This window comes from Bacillus sp. Leaf49, from assembly GCF_001426125.1.
GTDB classification, from domain to species: Bacteria; Bacillota; Bacilli; order Bacillales; family Bacillaceae; genus Bacillus; species Bacillus altitudinis.
This window is the reverse complement of the sequence record NZ_LMRK01000024.1, coordinates 164273-185287: the sequence shown is the minus strand read 5'-3', so window position 1 is coordinate 185287 and position 21015 is coordinate 164273. Positions and strand designations below refer to the sequence as shown.

Sequence of the window (21015 nt, the reverse complement as noted above, 5' to 3'; positions counted from 1 at the left end):
ACCTATCTTTTTATAAATGACGGCGATTTTCTCCTTCAAGCAGAACTGGTTCAGCTAGGTAGAGAATACGTTCCATTAATCGAGCTGCCTTCACCTCTTCTTTTTCCCCGCGCTGTGAGTACGTAAAGTGATGCTTTAACTCATTCGGTGAGAAATTAGAAGAGAAAAAAGTCGGCAGCTGCTCTGCCATGCGGTATTGCAAGATTGTTCCTAAAAGTTCATCTCGTACCCAGCTTGTCATCGACTCTGCTCCAATATCATCAAGCATTAAAATTGGTGTTGATTTGACCATATTCAGCTTCTCTTCGAGTGTATGATCAGCTAACGAATTTTTTAACTCTCTCACAAATTCAGGCACGTATACAAGGAGAGATGGATACTCTTTTACCGCTAGCTGCTGCGCAATCGCTGCCAGAATAAATGTTTTTCCGACCCCAAACTTTCCATGTAAATAGAGGCCTTTCCCCTTACCTGTTTCATCATAACTTTGCAGGAATTGACCTACTTTTTGAATGACTTCTTGTCTTCCAACCACATTTAAATCAGCAAACGTCGCTTGAAGAACATTCTGCGGAATGTACATGCTTTTCATGAGTTCTTGCTGTTTTTTCTGTCTATCAAGCCGCAGTTTGACAGGACAAGGGGAATATTCAATATCAATGCTTTGACCTTTGATCACAAGCTTCGGGTGATACCCGTCTAAAATGACATTTACATTCTCTTCCTCTAAGCAGTAAGAACAACCCTTTGATTGTTGTACATATTCAAAGAGCCTGTTCAAGCTGCGATTGATCATGTCTTCTTGGATGTCCTCTTGATGCTCCTTTAAAAAAGCTTTTACATCTTCATCAGCTAGGACACTTTCTTTAATCTGATTGTATCTCACGCGAAAATCTACCCGCCCTTTTAGCTGATCAAATGAACGACCGATCGGTTTCATCTCCATCTCACCTCACATTAATGTGCATTGTACTTTTTCATCTTATTAAACTGATCTAACAATTTTTCTTTTTCTCGTTCGAGGTCCTCTGTAGACAAGTTATCTGTCTGTTCTTTTGGCTGTTCTTTCGTTTCAGCTTCCTTCATCCAGTCAGGCAGTTTCTCCTCGCGGATCACTTTTCCTGATCCATATGATTGACGCTTATTTTTTTGCTGCGCCCATTCTGTCATTTGCCTATTTTCTTCTTTGGCAATTTTCATAGCAGCTGCCACGGTTTTAATTTTCTTTCGCACCCAGTGGGCGGCGATTTTCTGCATATATGTTTTGGACAGCTTCATATCCGTTTTTAGCAGTGTATAGTAGATCAGAACATTCATGACCCCAGGCTCTAGCTGCTGCTCAAGCATAATATCTTCAACAATTCTTAAGTCTGCATACGTCGGCTCAATGCCATCTGCCATATCTTTTAGAAGCTCTCTAGGCGAAATATGATCAAGCTTTTCAATCAATTTCGCATCAGGTGCATCTGCACCTGAATTCTGCGTGACATTGTGACGTAAATGTCTTGGCTGTTTTTGATCAATCAGCTTCGGCTGTTCGCCTCTGTATTCAATTTGATACCAGTCTCTCGCTGCTTTTCGCAGATCCTCAGTTGATATCATCTGATCTGAGCCACAGGCACCTGCGACAATATTTTGCATCTGCAGCGGGGTGATACCATAGACGACCGCTAACTTCTTAATTGTCTCTTTCACTTGCTTTGTCAAAGCTTTTCTCGGAATCATCATGTCCGACATGCCTGCTAACAGGAGATCAAAATCAAAAGATTCATCTGAAAGCGGTGCAGGCTGACTTGAGCCAACTGTCACATATTCGTAGCCCTCGTCAAGCGATGACGCCTGATTGATTTCCTCTGTCATCTTGCGCTCTCCTGGCTGCAAGACGTGAAACACTTCTTCAAACGATCGGGAGATGTTCTTTGCATCAGCAGGAACTCCTGGATAAGAAAAATAATCACGAAGCTGCATATATTTTGCTTTCTCTACCCGATGATACAAAAGGACATTCAGCATACCGTCTTGGAAAAATTCATCCGGTCTCAGCGGCGGCACGAGCTCATATGTAAACAGTCTGCCTTCTTCCGTTTCCTGTTCATATGTGCGGAGTAATCCGATCGCTTCAAGCTTTAAGCGCTCCTCAAAAATATCATTTAAATTCGTTTGCAGCATCACCATCAGCTGACGGTGAGGTGCGGGTTTCCCCCACATTCGATTTTGTTCCAGCTCTCCCCACAGTGTCATGTATAAACTGAAAGCGGACATGCCAATAAGCGGCTGATATAAAAGAGTAATAAGCTGTCTATCGATGTCACCGAGCAATGAAGCGCTTTTGACGACATACGGATCGACGGCTAGCACTTCCTTCCAATGCTCTGTCATATGCTGATCCTCCCTTAATACGGTTGTCTTCATTGTACACTCTTTTTGCGTTTTACGCTTTACGCAGGAAAAAGAGCATGAAGAATCTTCAGCTCTTTTTTAGCGTTCTTTCTTTAATAAATCTTTTAATTCATCAATAAATACATTGATATCTTTAAACTGACGGTAAACCGAGGCAAACCTGACGTAAGACACTTCATCAATTTTCGCCAGCTCGTCCATTACCATTTCCCCAACAAGCTCGCTTTTCACCTCTGACATGCCTTGGTTACGCAATTCCTTCTCGATGTTAAAGCAGACATCCTCGAGCTGTTTTAAAGCGACAGGACGTTTTTCACACGCTTTAATGAGGCCTCTTAGCATCTTTTCCCGGCTGAATTCTTCTCGAATTCCTTCTTTTTTCACCACTATCAATGGCAATTCTTCTAATTTTTCAAACGTCGTAAAGCGATATTGACAGCTTTCACACTCTCTTCTCCGACGGATGGACTTCCCTTCATCTACTGGTCTTGAATCAAGCACCCTTGTGCCAAGGTGCTGACATGTGGGACATTTCATTTCATCAGCTCCGATCTCTTCTTGGAAGTTGTTTGTCTAGTTCTTTATAGAGGGACAAAACAGCCTTTTGACTGTAGCCAAAGTCTGTTGGCAGTGCTGTTTCTGTTGTCACATTAAAATCGACAGCTGTTTCAAAAGGACGAATTGAAATGACAGTCGCCACGAGAAAAGCTTTTTTCGGCGTTCGTATGTTTGCGCTGATTTCACCTCGTTCTGCTGAAACAGATGTCACTTGATAGGAATCGTTTCTTGAAAGAACGGCTTCTACCGCTTGAAAAACTTGAGTTTGTGTCGATTTGTAGTAATGGCTTTTCAGCTCTGACACTGGATGATGGTCAGATGTTTCTGTATGATTTGAAATGAATCGTTTGAGCTTTTGTCCTAAAGTCATACACGTATCCCCTTTGTCATAAACCCTCTTCTTTATTTTATAAAAAAAACCTTTGTTTTCCTAGAACAAAAGTATAGACAGGTTGGATCATGCTGGATGTCGTGTATGGAACAAATATAAAAAGGAGCATAACACAAAGGCATTTAATGCTTTTGGCCAGCTCCCATTGCAATCTTTTTTATGTTTACAGTGCTTTGGCTTGCGCCTGTTTCACTTGTACAGGTCCCATGCCTCGAGGAATTTCGATGTTTTCTCTTGTTTCAGCACCTAGTTCATCTCCGATATGATCTGCTGCAATATTCGGATCTAGATCGCCGCAAGTATAAACATCTATGCTCGCATAACCATGTTCAGGAAAGCTGTGAATTGTCAGATGAGATTCAGAAATAATGACAACTCCACTTACTCCTTGAGGTGCAAATTTGTGAAAAGCAACCTCTCTTACTTCAGCTCCTGATTTCAAAGCTGCATTTACAAACGTTTTTTCAATAAAATCCATGTCGTTCAGTTTATCACAGTCGCATCCCCATAACTCGGAGATAACGTGACGTCCGATTGTTTCCATCATGGACCCCCCTTAAACAAGAATGAAAGAGTGAAGTTCTAAGCAGCCGGACCGGACATATACCACGGGGGAAAGTTAGTCCAAAGAGGTCCTAACCCTTTAAGTATACCCGAATGAGTCTGCGAACAAGAAGTTCACGAAAAATAGTATACTTTGTTTAGACCCATTTTGCAAGCTGTGTTTTTAGTGGGATTTTCTCTCATTTCTTGAAAAGGGACGTTCAGTCTTCTTCATTTCAAACAGCTGAAAGCTCTTTCATCTGTGAACCAACAAACTTTACAAGATCAACCACTCTGCAAGAATAGCCCCATTCATTGTCATACCATGCAAGAACTTTTACTTTTCTGCCTTCCATCACCATCGTTGTAAGTCCATCAACGACAGCAGAATAAGGGTTTGTGTTAAAGTCTGTGGAGACAAGTGGTTCATCGGTGTAATCTAATATGCCAGCAAGAGATGTTTTTGAAGCCGTTGCAAAGGCAGCATTTACCTCTTCTGCTGTGACATCTTTTTTCAAGTCGACCACAAGATCAACCATCGACACATTTGAAACCGGTACGCGAAGTGCAAGTCCATGTAATTTCCCTTTCATGTGCGGCAGCACTAAAGAAAGCGCTTTAGCGGCACCCGTCGTCGTTGGAATGATGGACTGGGCACATGCTCTTGCCCGGCGCAAATCCTTGTGGGGGTTGTCGATATTTTTTTGATCATTTGTATAAGCATGAACCGTTGTCATTAAGCCGTTGTCGATGCCAAATTCATCATCTAACAGCTTGACAACTGGTGCTAAGCAGTTTGTTGTACAAGATGCGTTTGAAATAACTACGTGCTTTTCAGGATCAAGATCATCCTCATTGACACCCATCACAATTGTAACGTCTTCATTTTTACCTGGAGCTGTAAGTACGACCTTTTTCGCTCCAGCATCTATATGGCCCATCGCTTGATCTTTTGAATTAAATTTCCCTGTTGCTTCGATCACGATATCAATCCCAAGCTCTCCCCATGGAAGCTGCTTTGGGTCTCTATTATTGAGCAAAAGCACTCTTTTGCCATTGACAATCAACGCGTCATCTTCTGCTGTCACATCGCATTCGTAACGTCCATGATTTGTGTCATATTTAATTAAATGTGCTAGCGTTTCGGCAGGATAGCTTGCGTTCACCGCTACAATTTGAATTTGATCATCAAGCATTGCTTTTCTGAAGACCATGCGTCCAATTCTGCCAAACCCATTGATCGCTGCTTTTACCTTCATGAACAGGTCACTCCTCTATTATGTGTTATACTCAATAAATTTATTTATGAAATTAGTATATCACATTAGAATGTAATTGCCAGTATATAAACGTATATTTTCAAAAAAGGGCTGTTCTTTGCAATGAAATTGACGAAAAAAGCATAAAAAAAGAAGAGTACTGTATGTACTCTTACTTATCTGTATGTTCCCATTCGTTTAATATGTTCTCTAATTGCTTTCTCATAAAAGCAAGATCTTTTGTGTTTTCTATAACTCGGTCTGCTTTTTGGCATTTTTCCTCAAGAGGCTGCTGGGAGTGAATGCGATTCAGTGCTTCTTCCTCGCTCAGGTCGTTTCGATTCATGAGCCGCGACAGCTGCAATTCAGGCGTCGTGTACACAACGATGATGCGGTCGACTAGCCCTTCCAGCTTGCTCTCGAATAGGAGCGGGATATCAAGCACAACAAAAGTTTCTTGGTTGCTGACCCCTTCATCACGCTGCTTGAGCATTTCCTTTCTGACTTCAGGATGAACGATGGCATTGAGCTTTTTTCTTTTCTCTTCATCAGAAAAAATGATCGCTCCAAGCTGCTGCCGGTTCAGTTCACCATTTGGCAGAAGAACCTCTTCACCAAAAGTTTGAACGATTTGATGAAGGGCAGGCGCTCCTTTAGAAACCGCTTCTTTTGCAATGATATCTGCATCCACCACCCGAATGCCTTTCTCTTTTATCATCTGCGAGACTGTGCTTTTTCCGCTAGCAATCCCGCCTGTTAATCCAATGACGAGCGTCAATTCGTTTCCTCCTTTACAGCTTCCACACCCCAATTAAAATGAGCAACAGCCCTGGTAAGCATGCGAGTTTATCGATCCAGCGCCAATTGGCCAAATAATGACCTGCACGCAGTCCGATGCATACAAAAAGAGAACTCATCACAGCGACCGTGATGCTCATGACAATTGGAGAAAAACCAAGAATCGCGGCACCAATCCCTGCACCAAATGCATCGATGGATAAAGCAATTCCAAGAAGCACCGCTTCCATTCCATTAATGGTGCCAGAGCGGTCAATATCTGCACTTGTAGGCTTTCGCAAAATATGAATGACAAGCCCAAGAGACTGCACTTCTACATTGAGAAGTGTTTTTTCATGAAGGAGCAAATCACGCTCTTTCGCTGGTTTATAAAATTGATACAGAACCCAAAGTCCGATGGCAATTAAGATGCCTCCACCCAGTTTATCTGTCACTGAGACAGGGAGGAATGTCGTGAGCAGGCTGCCAATCAGCATGGAAATGAGCAACACAATTCCTGAACAGCAAGCAATAATAACGATGGCTTTAAATGGAATCCTCATCTTGCGAAGACCATACGTAAAACCTACAGAAAAGCTGTCAATGCTGACGGCAATAGCTAAAAACAGAAGCGAAAACGAAATCATACCTGTACTCTTCCTTTCTGTTCATGCAACGATGATCAAGAGTCTCTAGGCGTCCTTAGACTCTTCTTCACTATATGAAGAGCAGGTGGGCTGTGTGTCAGTCTACACCTTGCTGAAAAAAGAATGTTTTTTATCGTATGCATGGCAAAAAGGAAGCATGCTGACGGCTTACCTTTATGAAGGGCGTTTTTGGCAGGTCACACAAAAATGAGTGCCGCGCCCTCCCACCACTGTTTTCTCTATGATACTGCCGCACGTCTGGCAAGGTTCTCCCCGCCGGTCATATACAAGAAGCTGTAATTGAAAAGTCCCAATATCACCTTGTGAATTGATGTAGGAACGAATGGTGCTACCTCCTGCATCAACAGCCACTTGAAGCGTGTCAATAATATGTTTGTGGAGCACCTTGCAAGATGCAAGACTTAGCTGATTCGCTTTTGTTTCTGGATGAATGCCTGATTTAAACAGCACTTCATCTACATAAATGTTACCGAGGCCAACCACAATCTTTTGATCAAGTAAAGCCGTTTTGACCACGCGGGAGGTTTTCTTTAATTGCTCCCATAAATAGTCTGGTGTAAATGAGTCTGAAAAAGGTTCATATCCCAGCTGTGATAGCGGAAGTTCTTTTTCTTCTTCGCCTGGCTGAAATAGATGCATCGTCCCAAATTTACGGACATCATGATACCGAAGTTCGGTACCATCTGTGAACGTAAAGACGACGTGTACATGTTTATCATAAGGCTCACCAGTTTCATGTACACGGTATTTCCCTTCCATTCTTAAATGGGAGACCATCACATAGTGGTCTAAATGAAAGAGTAGAAACTTCCCTCTTCTTTCAATGGTTTGAATGGTTTCTCCTACCATCCTTCTAGCGAACTCTTCCGGTTCCCCAGGACGTTTGATGATATTTGGCCATTTGATATCGACCGTTTCAATCGTTTTTCCTTTGACTAACCGCTGAAGAGTGCGCCGGACGGTCTCAACCTCTGGTAATTCCGGCATGCTCCTCGCTCCTTTTTTCTCTCTTTATTCTTTATTTTGCGTCGTACCAAGATGGACCTGAAGCGAAATCGACTTTTAGCGGCACATCGAGCTGAAGTGCGCTTTCCATGACTTCAGGGACGATTTTTTCTAATATGGCGATTTCTTCTTTTGGCGCTTCAAAGATCAGTTCATCGTGCACTTGCAATAACAGATTTGCCTGCAGATTCTCTTCTTTTAACTTTCGTGCCATATCAATCATCGCTTTTTTGATGATATCAGCGGCACTGCCTTGGATCGGTGTGTTCATTGCCGTTCTTTCCGCAAAGCTTTTCACATTAAAATTACGGCTTGTGATATCTGGAATATATCGTCTACGTTTAAGAAGCGTGGTCACATATCCTTTTTGTTTTGCTTCCTGCACGATGTCTTCCATATAGGTTTTCACGCCTTTAAAACTTGTTAAATAACGTTCAATGAAGGCCGCTGCTTCTTTTCTTGTAATCCCAAGGTTTTGAGACAGTCCATAATCACTAATTCCATACACGATTCCGAAGTTGACAGCTTTGGCCTGTCTTCTCATAGAGGAAGTCACTTCTTCTTCTGAGACATGGAACACATCCATGGCTGTTTTCGTGTGAATATCCATATCTTGCGTAAAGGCTTCAATCAAGTTCTCATCTTGAGAAATGTGCGCGAGTACACGCAGCTCAATTTGAGAATAGTCAGCTGCAAACATGAGCCAGCCTTCTTTTGATGGAACGAACGCTTGACGAATTTTTCGGCCTTCTTCTAAACGAATCGGGATATTTTGAAGGTTTGGGTCTGTTGAGCTTAGTCTTCCTGTTTGTGTAAGTGCCTGATTAAATCTTGTGTGCACTTTATGCGTATCTTTGCGCGTCACTTTCATTAAGCCTTCCACATAAGTAGATTGCAGCTTTCCTATTTGACGGTAATGCAGAATGGACCGAATAATTTCGTGCTTGTCTTCAAGCTTTTCAAGGACATCCGCAGACGTAGAGTAGCCTGTTTTGGTTTTTTTGATAACCGGCAGTCCTAATTTTTCAAATAAAATGACACCAAGTTGCTTCGGTGAATTGATGTTAAATGTTTCTCCTGCTAACCGATGAATGGTTTCTTCATATTCCTTCAGCTTCTTCGTGAGTTCTTCACCCATTTTCTGAAGGCGTTCAACATCTACTTTTACCCCAAGAGATTCCATTTCACCTAAGATGAGGGCAAGTGGCAACTCTAAATCTTCATACAGCTCATGCTGATCATTCTTTTCTAACGCTTCAAGGGTCAAATCATGCAGCGCAGAGATCGCTGCTGCTTTTCTTCCAAGATGGTCTTTTAGCTCTTCTTCAGGTGGAATCGCCTGTTTCGCTCCTTTTCCGTAAACTTTTTCATCGGAAAGGGCAATATTTAGGCCATATTCCTTCGCCACACTTGCAACGTCCTCATAGGATTTCTGCGGATTGACCACATAAGAAGCGAGCAGGACATCGTTATCGACACCTTTAAGATCAACATCATGCCATCTGAGTGCAACAACCGCTCTTTTGGAATCAAAGACCCATTTCTTCTTCGTTTCATCCTGTACCCATTGTTTAAACGCTTCAGATTGCAGAGCATCTTCTTTTGTCATAAAAAATGCACCGTTCTCATTATGGATCGCAAACCCTATCAAATCGGCTTCGTGATAATTGTCTCCTAGCTGTTCTACCACAAGTGCAGCGTGATCTGTCAGCATGTCCTCCGTGACATCTGTCATTTTCTTCACGTCTAGTTCGTCTATTTCTACTGGTTCATCTGATTCTGGCGCTTCTCCTAAACGCTCTAGCAGCGTTTGAAAGCCCAGTTCTTTATAAAGCGAGATGACCTGCTCCATGTGAGGACCTTCATAGGCGAGCTCTTTGCTTGATACATCTATTGGTGCTTCTACGAGAATCGTCGCCAGCTTTTTACTCATCACCGCTTGTTCTTTATATTCTTCAAGCTTTTCTTTTAGCTTTTTCCCGCTGACTTCGTCAATATGATCAAGCAGATTTTCAACCGTTTCAAACTGCTTTAGTAATTTGATCGCTGTTTTTTCACCGACACCAGGCACGCCAGGGATATTGTCTGATGAGTCTCCCATCAGCCCTTTCATGTCGATGATTTGATCTGGTCTGAGGCCGTATTTCTCTTCAATATGTGCCGGTGTGTAATATTCTACTTCTGTGATCCCTTTTTTCGTAATGGCTACTGTTGTATGGTCTGTTGAAAGCTGCGTTAAGTCTTTATCTCCTGAGAAGATTTTGACCTCAAAGCCGTCCTTTTCTGCCTCTACAGCCAGTGTGCCGATAATGTCATCCGCCTCGTATTGCGGAAGCTCGTACCTTTTCACTTGATAAGCATCTAATAGCTCACGGATGAACGGCATTTGTTCTGATAGTTCTGGCGGAGTTTTTTGTCTTCCGCCTTTATATTCCTTAAAGGTCTCGTGACGGAAGGTGGTTTTACCCGCATCAAATGCTACGAGCATATGAGTCGGCTTCTCGTCTTCCAGCATCTTCATTAAGATCATCGCAAAGCCATAAATGGCATTTGTATGTACGCCTTTATCATTTGATAATAGCGGTAAAGCAAAAAAAGCTCGATAAGCGAGACTGTTTCCATCCACAAGTACTAATTTCTTTTGATCTGTCATCTTTTAATCCTCCATCGACTGAGCCGGCTCAGCCGTCTCTTTCGCACATTGTATGTTCATTTTATCAAAGTTTATTTTGAAAAGAAAATAGACGAGCCTGCATAAAAAAGGGACGAAAACAACAAGTGTTTTCGTCCTTCCAAAATTGGCTCCTTGGATGAAGGGGTTCCTATTCATCCTACCAATGATTGATTAACAAAACATGAATTCATTGTAAAGATCATGTAAATTTTAACGCCACTTTCCATTCTTCTCTATTTTGACTTTAAACTCACGGTAAACGTCGTCCCTTTGCCTTGTTTGCTATGAACAGAAATCGTTCCTTCATGTGCTTCGACAAGGTGTTTGACAATGGCAAGACCAAGCCCTGTACCGCCTGAGTTTCTACTTCGATCTTTATCAATTCGATAAAATCTCTCGAATATTCTTGGAATCTCACTCTTTTTCATACCGATTCCTGTATCTGCTACATCAAATTCATAGCTGTCTTTCCTCTGTCTTGCTGTGATCGTGACACTTCCTCCCTCTGGTGTATAGGTGAGAGCATTATTGATCAGATTGAGGAAAATTTGTTTTAATCTCAGCGGATCTGCCATGACATAGACCGGCTCTTTCGGGACACGCACTTGTAGGTCAATGCCTTTTTCAGCAGCCTTTTGTTTTAGCAGCACTTCAATCTCTTGAATGATTTCTGTCGCATTGGCTTCTTGAATATTCAGCTTAAAATGCTGCTGTTCAATTTTCGAGAGATCAAGTAAGTCTTGGATGAGCGTTTCTAAACGAATACTCTCTTTTAGGATGATGGACAAAAATTGTGTGAGCGCTTCTTTGTCGTCAATAGCACCATCAAGAAGTGTTTCAGAAAAGCCTTTGATGGACGTGATCGGTGTCTTTAATTCATGTGACACGTTAGCGACAAAGTCTTTTCGCATCTGTTCTAGTTGCTTTGTTTCTGTTACATCATGAAAGACAAGAACAATTCCTTTCCATTCATCGTCTGTACTTAAGATCGGAACACCATCGACTTGAAAATAACGGCGCTCGATGTCAACAGCGAGACGTAAAAACTTTCGGACCTTGGTTTCTGTCATGAAAATTTCGTCTATTAACTCAATAATCTCTTCATGGGTAAAGGCTTCATGATACAGCTTGTGCATGTAAATATGCTTTTGCACTTTGAATTGCTTGCGGAATGTTCGATTGACTAAGTGAATATAGCCCATTTTATCAATCAAAATAATCCCCGCTCCGATGTTTTCAATGACTGTTTGCAGACGATCTCGCTGCATTTCGCCAGCGCTTGTCATGTCTTGAAGACTTTCTGCCAGACGTTTCATTGATGTATTGAGTTCACTTGTTTCAATGATCAGCTCTTCATAGTTATTTGTATCATAGTTCCCTCGTTCAAGCTGTTTGGCCACCTTTGTGGCATAATCAATCGGCTTTACATACTTCATCGACATGCGATAGCCAAAGAAGACGATGATAATGATGGCCGAACCAAGACAAAAGGCTAATGCAAGCCAGAGCTGGCCGTCAATCTCATTCAAAGGCTCGAATGAAGCATGAAGAAATAAATATCCCGCCGGTTCGTTTTGTTTCATCATTGGAACTGCATAATGAAACAGCGCATCTTTCTCATCCTCAATGAACGTTCCTTTTGTTTGGAGCTGCTCACTTTTCAGTGTGTTTAAAATGACAGCCCTTTGTTCTGCTTGACCCGTTGTATGTATGATATTCCCCTTCACGTCCACAATCGACGCATTCATATCGAGATGCTGCTTTGCTTGATTGAGAATCTTCTTGTTTTGCTCCGCGTTCAAATCTTCCACATTCATTGAAGAAAGGAGAAAACTCGATTCCTTTTCCATTCGTTCGGTTAATTTTGTTTCATAGAAAATATGAAACATATGATCCAAGAAAAGACCAAGCGCAACAAACACAATAAACAGGAGAAAAATGAGCCCAGAAAAAAGGCGGGTTCTCACTTTACTCATTTGGCTTTGGCTCCTCCAATTTGTAGCCTAAGCCTCGAATGGTTTTAATATATGTTGGTTTTTTCGTGTTCTTTTCAATTTTGTCCCGCAAGTGGCTGATATGCACATCCACAATACGAGTATCACCTGCAAAGTCATAATTCCAAACCGCACTTAACAATAGATCACGCGTAAGGACACGGCCTTTATGCTTAGCCAAATAAAGAAGCAGTTCAAATTCCTTTGGCGTGAGCTCTAGACGTTCTTCTTGGAAATAGACTTCGTAATGTTCAGGTAAAATGCGCAGGTCTCCAATTTTGATTTGGTCTGCAATGATCTCTTCCTTCTCTTCTTGCACGGGAGCCGGCTGAGATTGCTGTGCTCTTCTCAAAATGGCTTTTACCCGAGCACCCACTTCTCTAGGACTGAAAGGTTTTGTCATGTAATCATCGGCTCCAAGTTCAAGACCGAGCACCTTATCAAATTCATCGTCCTTTGCTGTCAGCATTAAAATAGGGAACATCATTTTTTGAATTCTCAGTTGTTTGCACACTTCAATGCCGTCCATTTTCGGAAGCATTAAATCAAGCACAATCAGATCAGGCTGTTCACTTGCTGCTTTTTCAAGCGCTTCTTCTCCGTCTCTTGCTGTGACGACATCGTAGCCCGCCCTTTCAAGGTTATAGCTTAGAAGTGTTACAATTGATTCTTCATCATCCACAACTAATATTTTTTTATTCATGTTGTGCCTCCAATTAGTGATTTCCCCTGCATCCGGTTTTTTGTATCTTATGTGAAAAGCGAGAAGTCATGCTTTCTCTTTCATTTTAACGAAAGCTTAACAAGAGAACAATTTAAAATTTCGACAAGATTGGTTTTGTAAATAAAAAGAAGACTCCTCATACGAGAAGCCTTCTTTTTTATTCATATTAAGACAATACTTTCATGACGTTCTTTACAGATTCAACAGAACGGTCAAGCTGACTTCTTTCTTCTTCTGTCAGCTCAAGCTCGATGATCTGCTCAAGGCCGTTTCCACCTACGATTGTTGGAACTCCAAGGTAAATGCCTTCGTAGCCATATTCACCTTCAAGGTATGCAATCGTCGGCATGACGCGGCGTTGATCTTTTAAGATCGCCTCAACCATTTCAACGAGTGAAGCAGCAGGTGCATAATACGCACTACCGTTACCTAATAGGTTGACGATTTCACCGCCGCCTTTTCTTGTTCTTTCAACAATTGCATCAATTCGCTCTTTAGGAATTAATGTTTCCAGCGGGATACCGCCTGCATAAGAGTAACGTACAAGAGGAACCATGTCGTCCCCATGTCCGCCAAGAACAAAGCCCGTCACATCTTTCACAGATAGGTTTAATTCTTGAGCAACGAACGTACGGAAACGTGCTGTATCAAGAATTCCTGATTGTCCGATGACTTTTTCTTTTGGTAATCCTGATTCTTTATAAACTGCATATGTCATTGCATCAACAGGGTTTGTTAACACAACAATGATCGCTTCTGGAGAATATTTAACGATTTCACGTGTCACACTGCGCATGATTTTTTCATTTGTTGACACGAGGTCGTCACGGCTCATTCCCGGCTTTCTTGCAATTCCTGCCGTAATGACCACGACATCAGAACCGGCTGTATCTTCGTAGTTAGAAGTTCCTGTAATATTCGCATCGAAGCCTTGAACAGGGCTTGCTTCCAGCATGTCAAGTGCTTTCCCTTTTGTCGGGTTCTCAAGCTGAGGGATATCCACTAATACGACATCCGCTAATTCTTTTTGAGCTGTTAGAAATGCTGTAGTTGCTCCAGTAAAGCCTGCTCCGATGACAGATACTTTTTTACGCTTGTTTGCCATTTCCTTTTTCCCCTTTAACTTTAAAGTTTAAGAATCAAGACAAGTTTTTGATGAGCTCGTCAGCAAACTCAGAACATTTCACTTCTGTTGCACCATCCATTAATCTAGCAAAATCGTACGTGACGACTTTAGATGCAATTGTTTTTTCAACAGATTGAATCACTAGATCAGCAGCTTCTTGCCATCCAAGGTGCTCAAGTAAAAGCACGCCTGATAGAAGAACAGAAGATGGATTCACTTTATCAAGACCAGCATATTTCGGTGCTGTTCCGTGAGTCGCTTCAAAAATAGCGTGTCCTGTTTCGTAGTTGATGTTTGCACCAGGTGCGATACCAATTCCACCAACTTGTGCTGCAAGTGCATCAGAGATGTAGTCTCCGTTTAAGTTCATTGTTGCGACAACATCGAACTCAGCTGGACGAGTTAAAATTTGTTGAAGGAAAATATCTGCAATGCTGTCTTTGACAATGATTTTGCCAGCAGCTTCTGCTTCACTTTGCGCTTTGTTTGCCGCATCTTTTCCATCTTGTTCTACAATACGATCATATTGTGCCCATGTAAAGACTTTGTCGCCAAACTCTTTTTCAGCCACTTCGTAGCCCCAGTTTTTGAAGGCTCCTTCTGTAAATTTCATGATGTTTCCTTTGTGAACAAGTGTCACAGATTTACGGCCTTGGTCAATCGCATATTGGATCGCTGCTCTGACAAGACGAGATGTTCCTTCTTCAGAAACTGGTTTGATTCCGATACCTGATGTTTCTGGGAAACGGATTTTATTCACACCTAATTCGTTTTTCAAGAAGTCGATTAACTTCTTCACTTCGTCTGATCCTTTTGCATACTCGATTCCTGCATAGATATCTTCAGTGTTTTCACGGAAGATGACCATGTCTGTGTCTTCTGGACGTTTCACAGGAGATGGTACGCCTTGGAACCAGCGAACTGGACGTAAGCATGTGAATAAATCAAGCTCTTGTCTTAGTGCCACGTTCAATGAACGAATTCCTCCGCCAATTGGTGTTGTCAGTGGTCCTTTGATCGCGATTAAATATTCACGAATGTCTTCAAGTGTTTGCTCTGGAAGCCACTCGCCCGTTTTATTATAAGCTTTTTCACCTGCATATACTTCTTTCCAAGTGATTTGCTTTTCACCTTTATATGCTTTTTCTACAGCTGCTTCAAGAACTCTTGATGCTGCTTTCCAAATGTCAGGACCGATTCCGTCCCCTTCGATAAACGGGATAATTGGATTATTTGGTACATTCAATACGCCGCCAGTAACTGTAATTTTTTCGCCTTGTGACAATGATATTACCTCCCAGGTTATGTAGTGAATATTTGAAACTTCCAAGCTTGATGTCTGCAAGCCAAGAAGTTTTTCACGTGATTCGTTTTTTGTTGATATGGAGGCTGATTGGTTTAGATGGATCAGCCTCCACTATTCTATAAACATTAGTCTCTTTCACTGATCGGAACAAACGTTTGAAGGTCTGGTCCAATATAGTCAGCTCTTGGACGGATCAGACGGTTGTTATCATATTGCTCTAAAATGTGAGCAATCCATCCAGAGAATCGGCTGATCACGAAAATTGGTGTAAACAAGTCATGATCAATCCCAAGACTGTGATAGACAGAAGCAGAATAAAAATCAACATTTGGTGGAAGATTTTTCTCTGATGTCACGATTTCCTCTGCGCGTACAGACATTTCATACCATTTTGGCTCGCCTGTGAGATTTGTTAAGCGCTGGCTCATTTCTTTTAAATGTTTTGCACGCGGGTCACCTTGGCGGTAAACGCGGTGGCCAAAGCCCATAATTTTCTCTTTCTTCTCTAGCTTACCATGAATATAGGAATCTACGTTTTCAACTTCGCCAATTTCTGACAACATCTTCATTACGCCTTCATTTGCGCCGCCATGAAGTGGTCCTTTCAATGCGCCGATAGCTGCTGTTACACCAGAGTAGATATCTGATAGTGTAGCAACACATACACGTGCTGTAAATGTCGATGCGTTTAATTCGTGATCCGCATGTAGAATGAGCGCTTTATCAATCGCTTCAATTTCTACTGGTGAAGGCTCTTCGCCGTTTAGCATATATAAGAAGTTTGCAGCATAGCTGTATTCTTCTTTTGGCTGTACAGGCTCAAGTCCCTTTCGAATGCGTGAAAATGCAGCGACAAGTCCAGAAATTTTCGCTTGTAAGCGAATGGCTTTTCTGTAATTCGCTTCTTTGTCCATAATCTCTGATTCGTCATCAAGCAAACCTAATAAGGATACCGCTGTACGAATCGCAGACATTGGATGAACCCCATCCAGCGAATAAGATTTAAAGTGCTCAATGATCTCTTGCGGAATATGAGCATTTTCATTGAGCTGCTGCTTTAACTCGCTTAGCTCCTGCTCATTCGGCAGCTTTAAGTGCCATAACAGGTAGACAATTTCTTCGAAAGTCGCTTTTTCAGTTAAATCATCGATATTGTACCCTACATAAGTAAGAGTATCATCAATAATTGAGCTTACGGATGAAGTTGTTGCCACGATACCTTCAAGACCTCTTGTTGCTGTCATGTTCAATCTCCCCTTTTTAAAAAGATTCCCCTTCGTTGCAAAATTCTCGCTTTTTGAAAGCGCTATCCAACCAAAATAGGCTGGCAGGTTTAGAAAAGAAAATGCTTACATTTACCTATACGGTTAGAGCGCTTTTAGCCTCATATCTCGTGTTTGATCAATGAGTTCAAAATTAAGCCTATTCCCATTATAAACAATAATCAGACATTTGTTAAATGTTTAACTATAATTTTTTTTGATATTTTTTTTTCCAGCCTTCCGGTTCGGGCATGGAATAAAGGGATTTTGCTTCTTTTAATATATTTAATTATGTTTTTTTGCAAAAGCTCACGTCAGAAAAAATATCAAAAGAAAGTGGCATGAGCCACTCTCTTTTTAACCGCTGAAAAATTTCACTGCTTGCATCGCTAAATAGGCAATTCCAGCACCAATCAGCGGACCAACAGCCACACCTTTGAATAAGCTGACTGCCAAAATCGTACCGAATACAAGTGCTGCGGTGATATGCGGATCGTTTTCGAGTAGCACAATGCCGTTTTTTGCAATTAATGCTACTAATATACCCGCTCCAAGAGCTATCCAAGCATAGGAAGATTTCATCGCTTCTCCAAGCTGTTTAAATCCAATGTCCCCTGTTGCGATCGGTACAAGCACAGCGATCGTGATGACCGTCACACCCCAATTAATACCTTTTGATTGCAGAACCGGGAATATTTTTTGATCCAGGCCAATCAGCTTAATTGCAATCAGCACAGAGACCGCTAAAATTAACGAATTGTTTTTTGCAATAAGTGCAATAACGAGTAAAAGAACCAAAAACAAATTTGCTTGAGTAAACATACGCCGCTCCTTTCTTTCTTTTTATTGCGACCTTTTCATATTACTAATCTTTTTGAATAAAATGAAGTATCGGACATGCTTGTTTTTTGGAGGGGATTGTGTGAATCACACGTATGTGGCCATTTTTTTGCGAAGTTTGATGATTTTCAGCATCGCCGTTTGTGCGGTTGTTTTTTTATATCAGTCTTTTCCGTTTTTATATCCATTTTGGATTGCATTTGCCGTGTCGTGTTTGATTCATCCAGCCGTATGTAAAATCGAAAACATGACCGGGATGCCAAGAGGTTTTGTTGTCATCATTGTGCTATTACTCTTTTTAGTGGTAGCAGCCGGATTCATGACACTTTTAGTAGCGGAAATCATTTCAGGAAGTGCTTATTTAGCAAAGGTACTTCCAGGTCATCTTGACCAAATGATTGGGATCGTGGAACGTTTTTTCACAGATCAGATTTTGCCTTTATATCATGATTTGACTGCTCAATTTAATACTCTTCAAGCAGGTCAAAAGGAATCGATTTTAGGACAAATCCAAGCACTTGGTGACGAAGCAGCGGCAAAAATCGGGACTTTCCTTTCAAAAACTCTTGAATTTATTCCAGCTTTTTTAGGTCTTTTGCCTGATGCAGCAGCGACGCTTTTATTTTCCGCACTAGCGACTTTTTTTATCACAAAAGATTGGTTTACGTTAAAAAAATATGGTTCTCGTATCTTTCCCGCCAAATGGATGCTTCATACACGTGCCATTTTATCTGAAATCAAAAAAGCCATTTCTGGCTTTATGAAAGCCCAGCTTCTCCTTGTTGCCATGACCATTGGTATCGTGCTGATTGGACTTTTCATCTTAAAGGTCGAGCATGCGATTGTGATCGCTCTATGTATTGGTCTAGTTGATTTACTTCCTTACATCGGCAGTGGCACGGTTTTTCTTCCGTGGATCATTTACTCCGCCATGACAGGAAATCTTTCACTCGCCATTGGACTGGGCATTTTGTATATTGTGGTGCTCATTCAAAGACAAATATCAGAGCCAAAAGTCTTAAGTAAATCAATCGGTCTTAATCCTTTAGCAACACTCGTGGCACTGTTTGTCGGGTTAAAATGCTTTGGTTTTCTTGGACTTGCACTCGGTCCCGCTTCTCTTGTCGTTTGGCAGGCGTTTCGTAATGCAGGGGTTTTCAGAGACCTTTATCAGTACATTCGGTATGGTGCGCAAAAGTAAAAGAGACCTGATGCGAAGGTCTCTTTAGCGTATAATCGTATAGCGTTTGCGATTGGACATGTTTCTAAGCCAGCGCTCAAAGAGCGGTTTGATCCGTTTTCTTGTCATGGGAATGAGCAGAACAGCCCCAATCAGATCAGAAAGGAATCCAGGTATGAGCAGCAGCAAACCACCGATCAGAATGCAGAAGCCATCGACAATGGTGGCCCCTGGCATTTTGCCATATTGTAAATCTCGCTGCACTTTCTGAAATGCTTCTATTCCTTGTTTTCTTGCAAAGTAAGCACCTAGTGCACTTGTGAGCACAATGACTAGCATCGTTGGTAAAATACCAATGATGTTACTTGAGATTAAAAATAAACTAATTTCAACTGCTGGGAACAGAATCAATAATAGTAGAAAATATTTTTTCAAGCCATATCACCTCATGGGGTCTCTTTCATCGAAAGCTGTTTACTTTTTTTAGTGTAACATAAAAAAAGAGAGGAGTCAGATAACTCCCCTCGTGTGTGATTTAAAGGACGCTTGCACGGCCTTTGTAGATCGCTCCGCGTGCTGGATCTACTGTAATCTCTTCGCCTTCTTTTAGAAGTGTTGTGGCACTGTCGAGACCAACAATGACTGGAATGCCAAGACTGAGCCCAACGACTGCTGCATGGCTTGTTAAACCGCCTTCTTCCGTGATAAGGGCAGACGCTTTTTCTAAAGCACCCATCATATCACGATCTGTGCAGTTTGCGACAAGAATCGCACCATCGTACATTTTTTCCTCTGCTTCTTTTCCGCTTTGTGCAATAACAACCGGTCCAAATGCAGATTTGCGGCCAATTCCTTGACCCTTCGCAATGATGTCACCGACAACATACACTTTCATTAAGTTGGTTGTACCTGTTTCACCAACTGGCACACCAGCTGTAATCACGATTAAATCACCATGTCTTACATAGCCTGTTTCAATTGACTTTTCTACTGCATTCTCAAGCATTTCATCAGTAGATGTCGTTTTTGAACCGCTCTTTGCAAATACACCGAATACGAGTGAAAGTTTTCTTGCCACTGATTCGTTTGCTGTGACTGCTACGATTGGTGCTTTTGGTCTATATTTTGAAATCATTCTTGCAGTATGACCACTCTCAGTAGGTGTCACAATCGCTGCCACATCAAGCTTCATAGCTGTGTGCGCAACAGATTGACCGATCGCATCTGTAATGCTGACCTCTACTTCTTCGCTTCTGCGAGAAAGGATTGCTTTATAGTTAAGTGCTTCCTCTGAACGTGAGGCAATGTTGTGCATTGTTTGCACAGCTTCAACTGGATATGTTCCTGCTGCTGTTTCACCAGATAGCATGATCGCATCTGTACCGTCAAAAATAGCATTTGCCACATCACTTGCTTCTGCACGAGTTGGACGCGGGTTACGCTGCATGCTATCCAGCATTTGAGTTGCTGTGATGACAGGCTTGCCTAAACGGTTGCATTTTTTGATCAGCATTTTTTGAACAAGCGGTACTTCTTCTGCCGGAATCTCTACACCAAGATCTCCACGCGCAACCATCAGTCCATCTGATACCTCAAGGATTTCATCGATGTTATCAACGCCCTCTTGGTTTTCAATCTTAGGAATGATTTGAATGTCAGCTGCGTTGTTCTTTTCAAGCAGCTCACGAATTTCAAGAACATCAGAAGCTCGTCTCACAAAAGAAGCTGCAATGAAATCGACACCTTGTTCAATTCCGAACAGAATATCATTGGCATCCTTTTCTGTAATACCCGGCAAGTTCACACTAACACCCGGTACGTTGACACCTTTTTTGTTTTTCAGTGTACCTGTATTCATCACTTTTGTGACGATTTCTTTTCGGTCCATATTTAATTCTTTTACTTCTAGACCAATCAGACCATCATCTAATAAGATGGTTGAGCCCACTCCTACATCATGAATTAAATCTTCGTACGTCACACTGATTTTTTCAGTGTTTCCCACAATGTCTTCCATACTCACGATAAGATCAGCACCAGCAACTAACTCAATTGAGCCGTTTTCAACTGTGCGTGTACGGATCTCTGGACCTTTTGTATCAAGAAGGATCGCAATGTCCTTGCCTAAAGTTTTACCTGCTTTGCGAATGTTTTCAATACGTGCACCATGCTCTTCAAAATCTCCATGAGAGAAGTTTAGTCTGGCTACATTCATTCCTGCTTCAATCAATTCAGTCAGCTTTTCAATGCTTTCACTTGCTGGACCGATTGTACAAACGATTTTTGTCTTTCTCATTACTGTTCCTCC

Annotated in this window: 19 protein-coding genes; 1 reads left to right on the top strand and 18 read right to left on the bottom strand. The window is 41.7% G+C overall.

Translation table 11 applies throughout. The features are described from left to right. Positions 1-10: 10 nt before the first annotated feature. The 16 genes from dnaI to ASG46_RS18445 form a co-directional block, all read right to left on the bottom strand. On the bottom strand, positions 11-940 hold the full coding sequence (gene dnaI / locus ASG46_RS18520; protein WP_008346034.1) for a primosomal protein DnaI: 930 nt from the start codon (positions 938-940) through the stop codon (positions 11-13). A gap of 17 nt (positions 941-957) precedes the next feature. Then, the gene (locus tag ASG46_RS18515; protein WP_056705550.1) at positions 958-2379 is read right to left on the bottom strand and encodes a replication initiation and membrane attachment family protein; all 1422 of its coding nucleotides are present in this window, start codon (positions 2377-2379) and stop codon (positions 958-960) included. A gap of 99 nt (positions 2380-2478) precedes the next feature. Further along, positions 2479-2937, bottom strand: coding sequence for a transcriptional regulator NrdR (nrdR, locus tag ASG46_RS18510; protein ID WP_003216720.1), 459 nt, complete (start codon positions 2935-2937; stop codon positions 2479-2481). Between the two features lie 4 nt (positions 2938-2941). Beyond that, on the bottom strand, positions 2942-3328 hold the full coding sequence (locus tag ASG46_RS18505) for a hypothetical protein (protein WP_017358264.1): 387 nt from the start codon (positions 3326-3328) through the stop codon (positions 2942-2944). 184 nt (positions 3329-3512) lie between these two features. Then, on the bottom strand, positions 3513-3893 hold the full coding sequence (speD, locus tag ASG46_RS18500) for an adenosylmethionine decarboxylase (RefSeq protein WP_003216492.1): 381 nt from the start codon (positions 3891-3893) through the stop codon (positions 3513-3515). Positions 3894-4128: 235 nt separating this feature from the next. Beyond that, on the bottom strand, positions 4129-5151 hold the full coding sequence (locus ASG46_RS18495; protein WP_008346043.1) for a glyceraldehyde-3-phosphate dehydrogenase: 1023 nt from the start codon (positions 5149-5151) through the stop codon (positions 4129-4131). A gap of 172 nt (positions 5152-5323) precedes the next feature. Then, on the bottom strand, positions 5324-5929 hold the full coding sequence (gene coaE / locus ASG46_RS18490; protein ID WP_056705547.1) for a dephospho-CoA kinase: 606 nt from the start codon (positions 5927-5929) through the stop codon (positions 5324-5326). Positions 5930-5942: 13 nt separating this feature from the next. Next, entirely contained in the window at positions 5943-6575 is a 633-nt protein-coding gene (gene ytaF / locus ASG46_RS18485) for a sporulation membrane protein YtaF (protein WP_007501684.1), read from the bottom strand. Positions 6576-6749: 174 nt separating this feature from the next. Next, positions 6750-7583 (bottom strand): DNA-formamidopyrimidine glycosylase, encoded by an 834-nt coding sequence (gene mutM, locus ASG46_RS18480; protein WP_007501686.1) that lies wholly within the window; start codon positions 7581-7583, stop codon positions 6750-6752. A 31-nt stretch (positions 7584-7614) separates the two neighbouring features. Beyond that, positions 7615-10254, bottom strand: coding sequence for a DNA polymerase I (gene polA, locus ASG46_RS18475; protein ID WP_017358267.1), 2640 nt, complete (start codon positions 10252-10254; stop codon positions 7615-7617). Positions 10255-10508: 254 nt separating this feature from the next. Further along, on the bottom strand, positions 10509-12251 hold the full coding sequence (gene pnpS, locus ASG46_RS18470; RefSeq protein WP_025207771.1) for a two-component system histidine kinase PnpS: 1743 nt from the start codon (positions 12249-12251) through the stop codon (positions 10509-10511). Next, positions 12244-12972, bottom strand: a complete 729-nt coding sequence (locus tag ASG46_RS18465; protein ID WP_007501691.1) for a response regulator transcription factor — start codon at positions 12970-12972, stop codon at positions 12244-12246. The genes pnpS and ASG46_RS18465 overlap by 8 nt, the downstream gene beginning before the upstream one ends. 187 nt (positions 12973-13159) lie before the next feature. Next, complete coding sequence (mdh, locus tag ASG46_RS18460) at positions 13160-14098, bottom strand: malate dehydrogenase (RefSeq protein ID WP_007501693.1); 939 nt, start codon at positions 14096-14098, stop codon at positions 13160-13162. Between the two features lie 34 nt (positions 14099-14132). Then, a complete protein-coding gene (gene icd / locus ASG46_RS18455; RefSeq protein WP_008346060.1) occupies positions 14133-15404 on the bottom strand; it encodes an NADP-dependent isocitrate dehydrogenase in 1272 nt (423 codons plus the stop codon). Between the two features lie 146 nt (positions 15405-15550). Continuing rightward, on the bottom strand, positions 15551-16669 hold the full coding sequence (gene citZ / locus ASG46_RS18450) for a citrate synthase (RefSeq protein WP_008346063.1): 1119 nt from the start codon (positions 16667-16669) through the stop codon (positions 15551-15553). Between the two features lie 375 nt (positions 16670-17044). After that, positions 17045-17509 carry a DUF441 domain-containing protein gene (locus tag ASG46_RS18445; RefSeq protein ID WP_007501699.1) on the bottom strand — a complete coding sequence of 155 codons (465 nt, stop codon included), beginning with the start codon at positions 17507-17509 and terminating at the stop codon, positions 17045-17047. 100 nt (positions 17510-17609) lie between these two features. On the opposite strand from ASG46_RS18445, the gene ytvI reads away from it, so the two are divergent. Then, positions 17610-18728, top strand: a complete 1119-nt coding sequence (gene ytvI / locus ASG46_RS18440) for a sporulation integral membrane protein YtvI (RefSeq protein WP_008346068.1) — start codon at positions 17610-17612, stop codon at positions 18726-18728. A 24-nt stretch (positions 18729-18752) separates the two neighbouring features. On the opposite strand, the gene ASG46_RS18435 is transcribed toward ytvI, so the two are convergent. Beyond that, positions 18753-19142, bottom strand: coding sequence for an FxsA family protein (locus tag ASG46_RS18435; protein ID WP_007501703.1), 390 nt, complete (start codon positions 19140-19142; stop codon positions 18753-18755). Positions 19143-19242: 100 nt separating this feature from the next. After that, the gene (gene pyk, locus ASG46_RS18430; RefSeq protein ID WP_035701978.1) at positions 19243-21003 is read right to left on the bottom strand and encodes a pyruvate kinase; all 1761 of its coding nucleotides are present in this window, start codon (positions 21001-21003) and stop codon (positions 19243-19245) included. Positions 21004-21015 lie beyond the last annotated feature (12 nt).

What these genes read in the sequence shown, in the direction of transcription:
- dnaI (WP_008346034.1), bottom strand. Translation starts at nt 940, where the DNA reads ATGAAACCGATCGGTCGTTCATTTGATCAGCTAAAAGGGCGGGTAGAT.
- ASG46_RS18515 (WP_056705550.1), bottom strand. Translation starts at nt 2,379, where the DNA reads ATGACAGAGCATTGGAAGGAAGTGCTAGCCGTCGATCCGTATGTCGTC.
- nrdR (WP_003216720.1), bottom strand. Translation starts at nt 2,937, where the DNA reads ATGAAATGTCCCACATGTCAGCACCTTGGCACAAGGGTGCTTGATTCA.
- ASG46_RS18505 (WP_017358264.1), bottom strand. Translation starts at nt 3,328, where the DNA reads ATGACTTTAGGACAAAAGCTCAAACGATTCATTTCAAATCATACAGAA.
- speD (WP_003216492.1), bottom strand. Translation starts at nt 3,893, where the DNA reads ATGGAAACAATCGGACGTCACGTTATCTCCGAGTTATGGGGATGCGAC.
- ASG46_RS18495 (WP_008346043.1), bottom strand. Translation starts at nt 5,151, where the DNA reads ATGAAGGTAAAAGCAGCGATCAATGGGTTTGGCAGAATTGGACGCATG.
- ytaF (WP_007501684.1), bottom strand. Translation starts at nt 6,575, where the DNA reads ATGATTTCGTTTTCGCTTCTGTTTTTAGCTATTGCCGTCAGCATTGAC.
- mutM (WP_007501686.1), bottom strand. Translation starts at nt 7,583, where the DNA reads ATGCCGGAATTACCAGAGGTTGAGACCGTCCGGCGCACTCTTCAGCGG.
- polA (WP_017358267.1), bottom strand. Translation starts at nt 10,254, where the DNA reads ATGACAGATCAAAAGAAATTAGTACTTGTGGATGGAAACAGTCTCGCT.
- pnpS (WP_025207771.1), bottom strand. Translation starts at nt 12,251, where the DNA reads ATGAGTAAAGTGAGAACCCGCCTTTTTTCTGGGCTCATTTTTCTCCTG.
- ASG46_RS18465 (WP_007501691.1), bottom strand. Translation starts at nt 12,972, where the DNA reads ATGAATAAAAAAATATTAGTTGTGGATGATGAAGAATCAATTGTAACA.
- mdh (WP_007501693.1), bottom strand. Translation starts at nt 14,098, where the DNA reads ATGGCAAACAAGCGTAAAAAAGTATCTGTCATCGGAGCAGGCTTTACT.
- citZ (WP_008346063.1), bottom strand. Translation starts at nt 16,669, where the DNA reads ATGACAGCAACAAGAGGTCTTGAAGGTATCGTGGCAACAACTTCATCC.
- ASG46_RS18445 (WP_007501699.1), bottom strand. Translation starts at nt 17,509, where the DNA reads ATGTTTACTCAAGCAAATTTGTTTTTGGTTCTTTTACTCGTTATTGCA.
- pyk (WP_035701978.1), bottom strand. Translation starts at nt 21,003, where the DNA reads ATGAGAAAGACAAAAATCGTTTGTACAATCGGTCCAGCAAGTGAAAGC.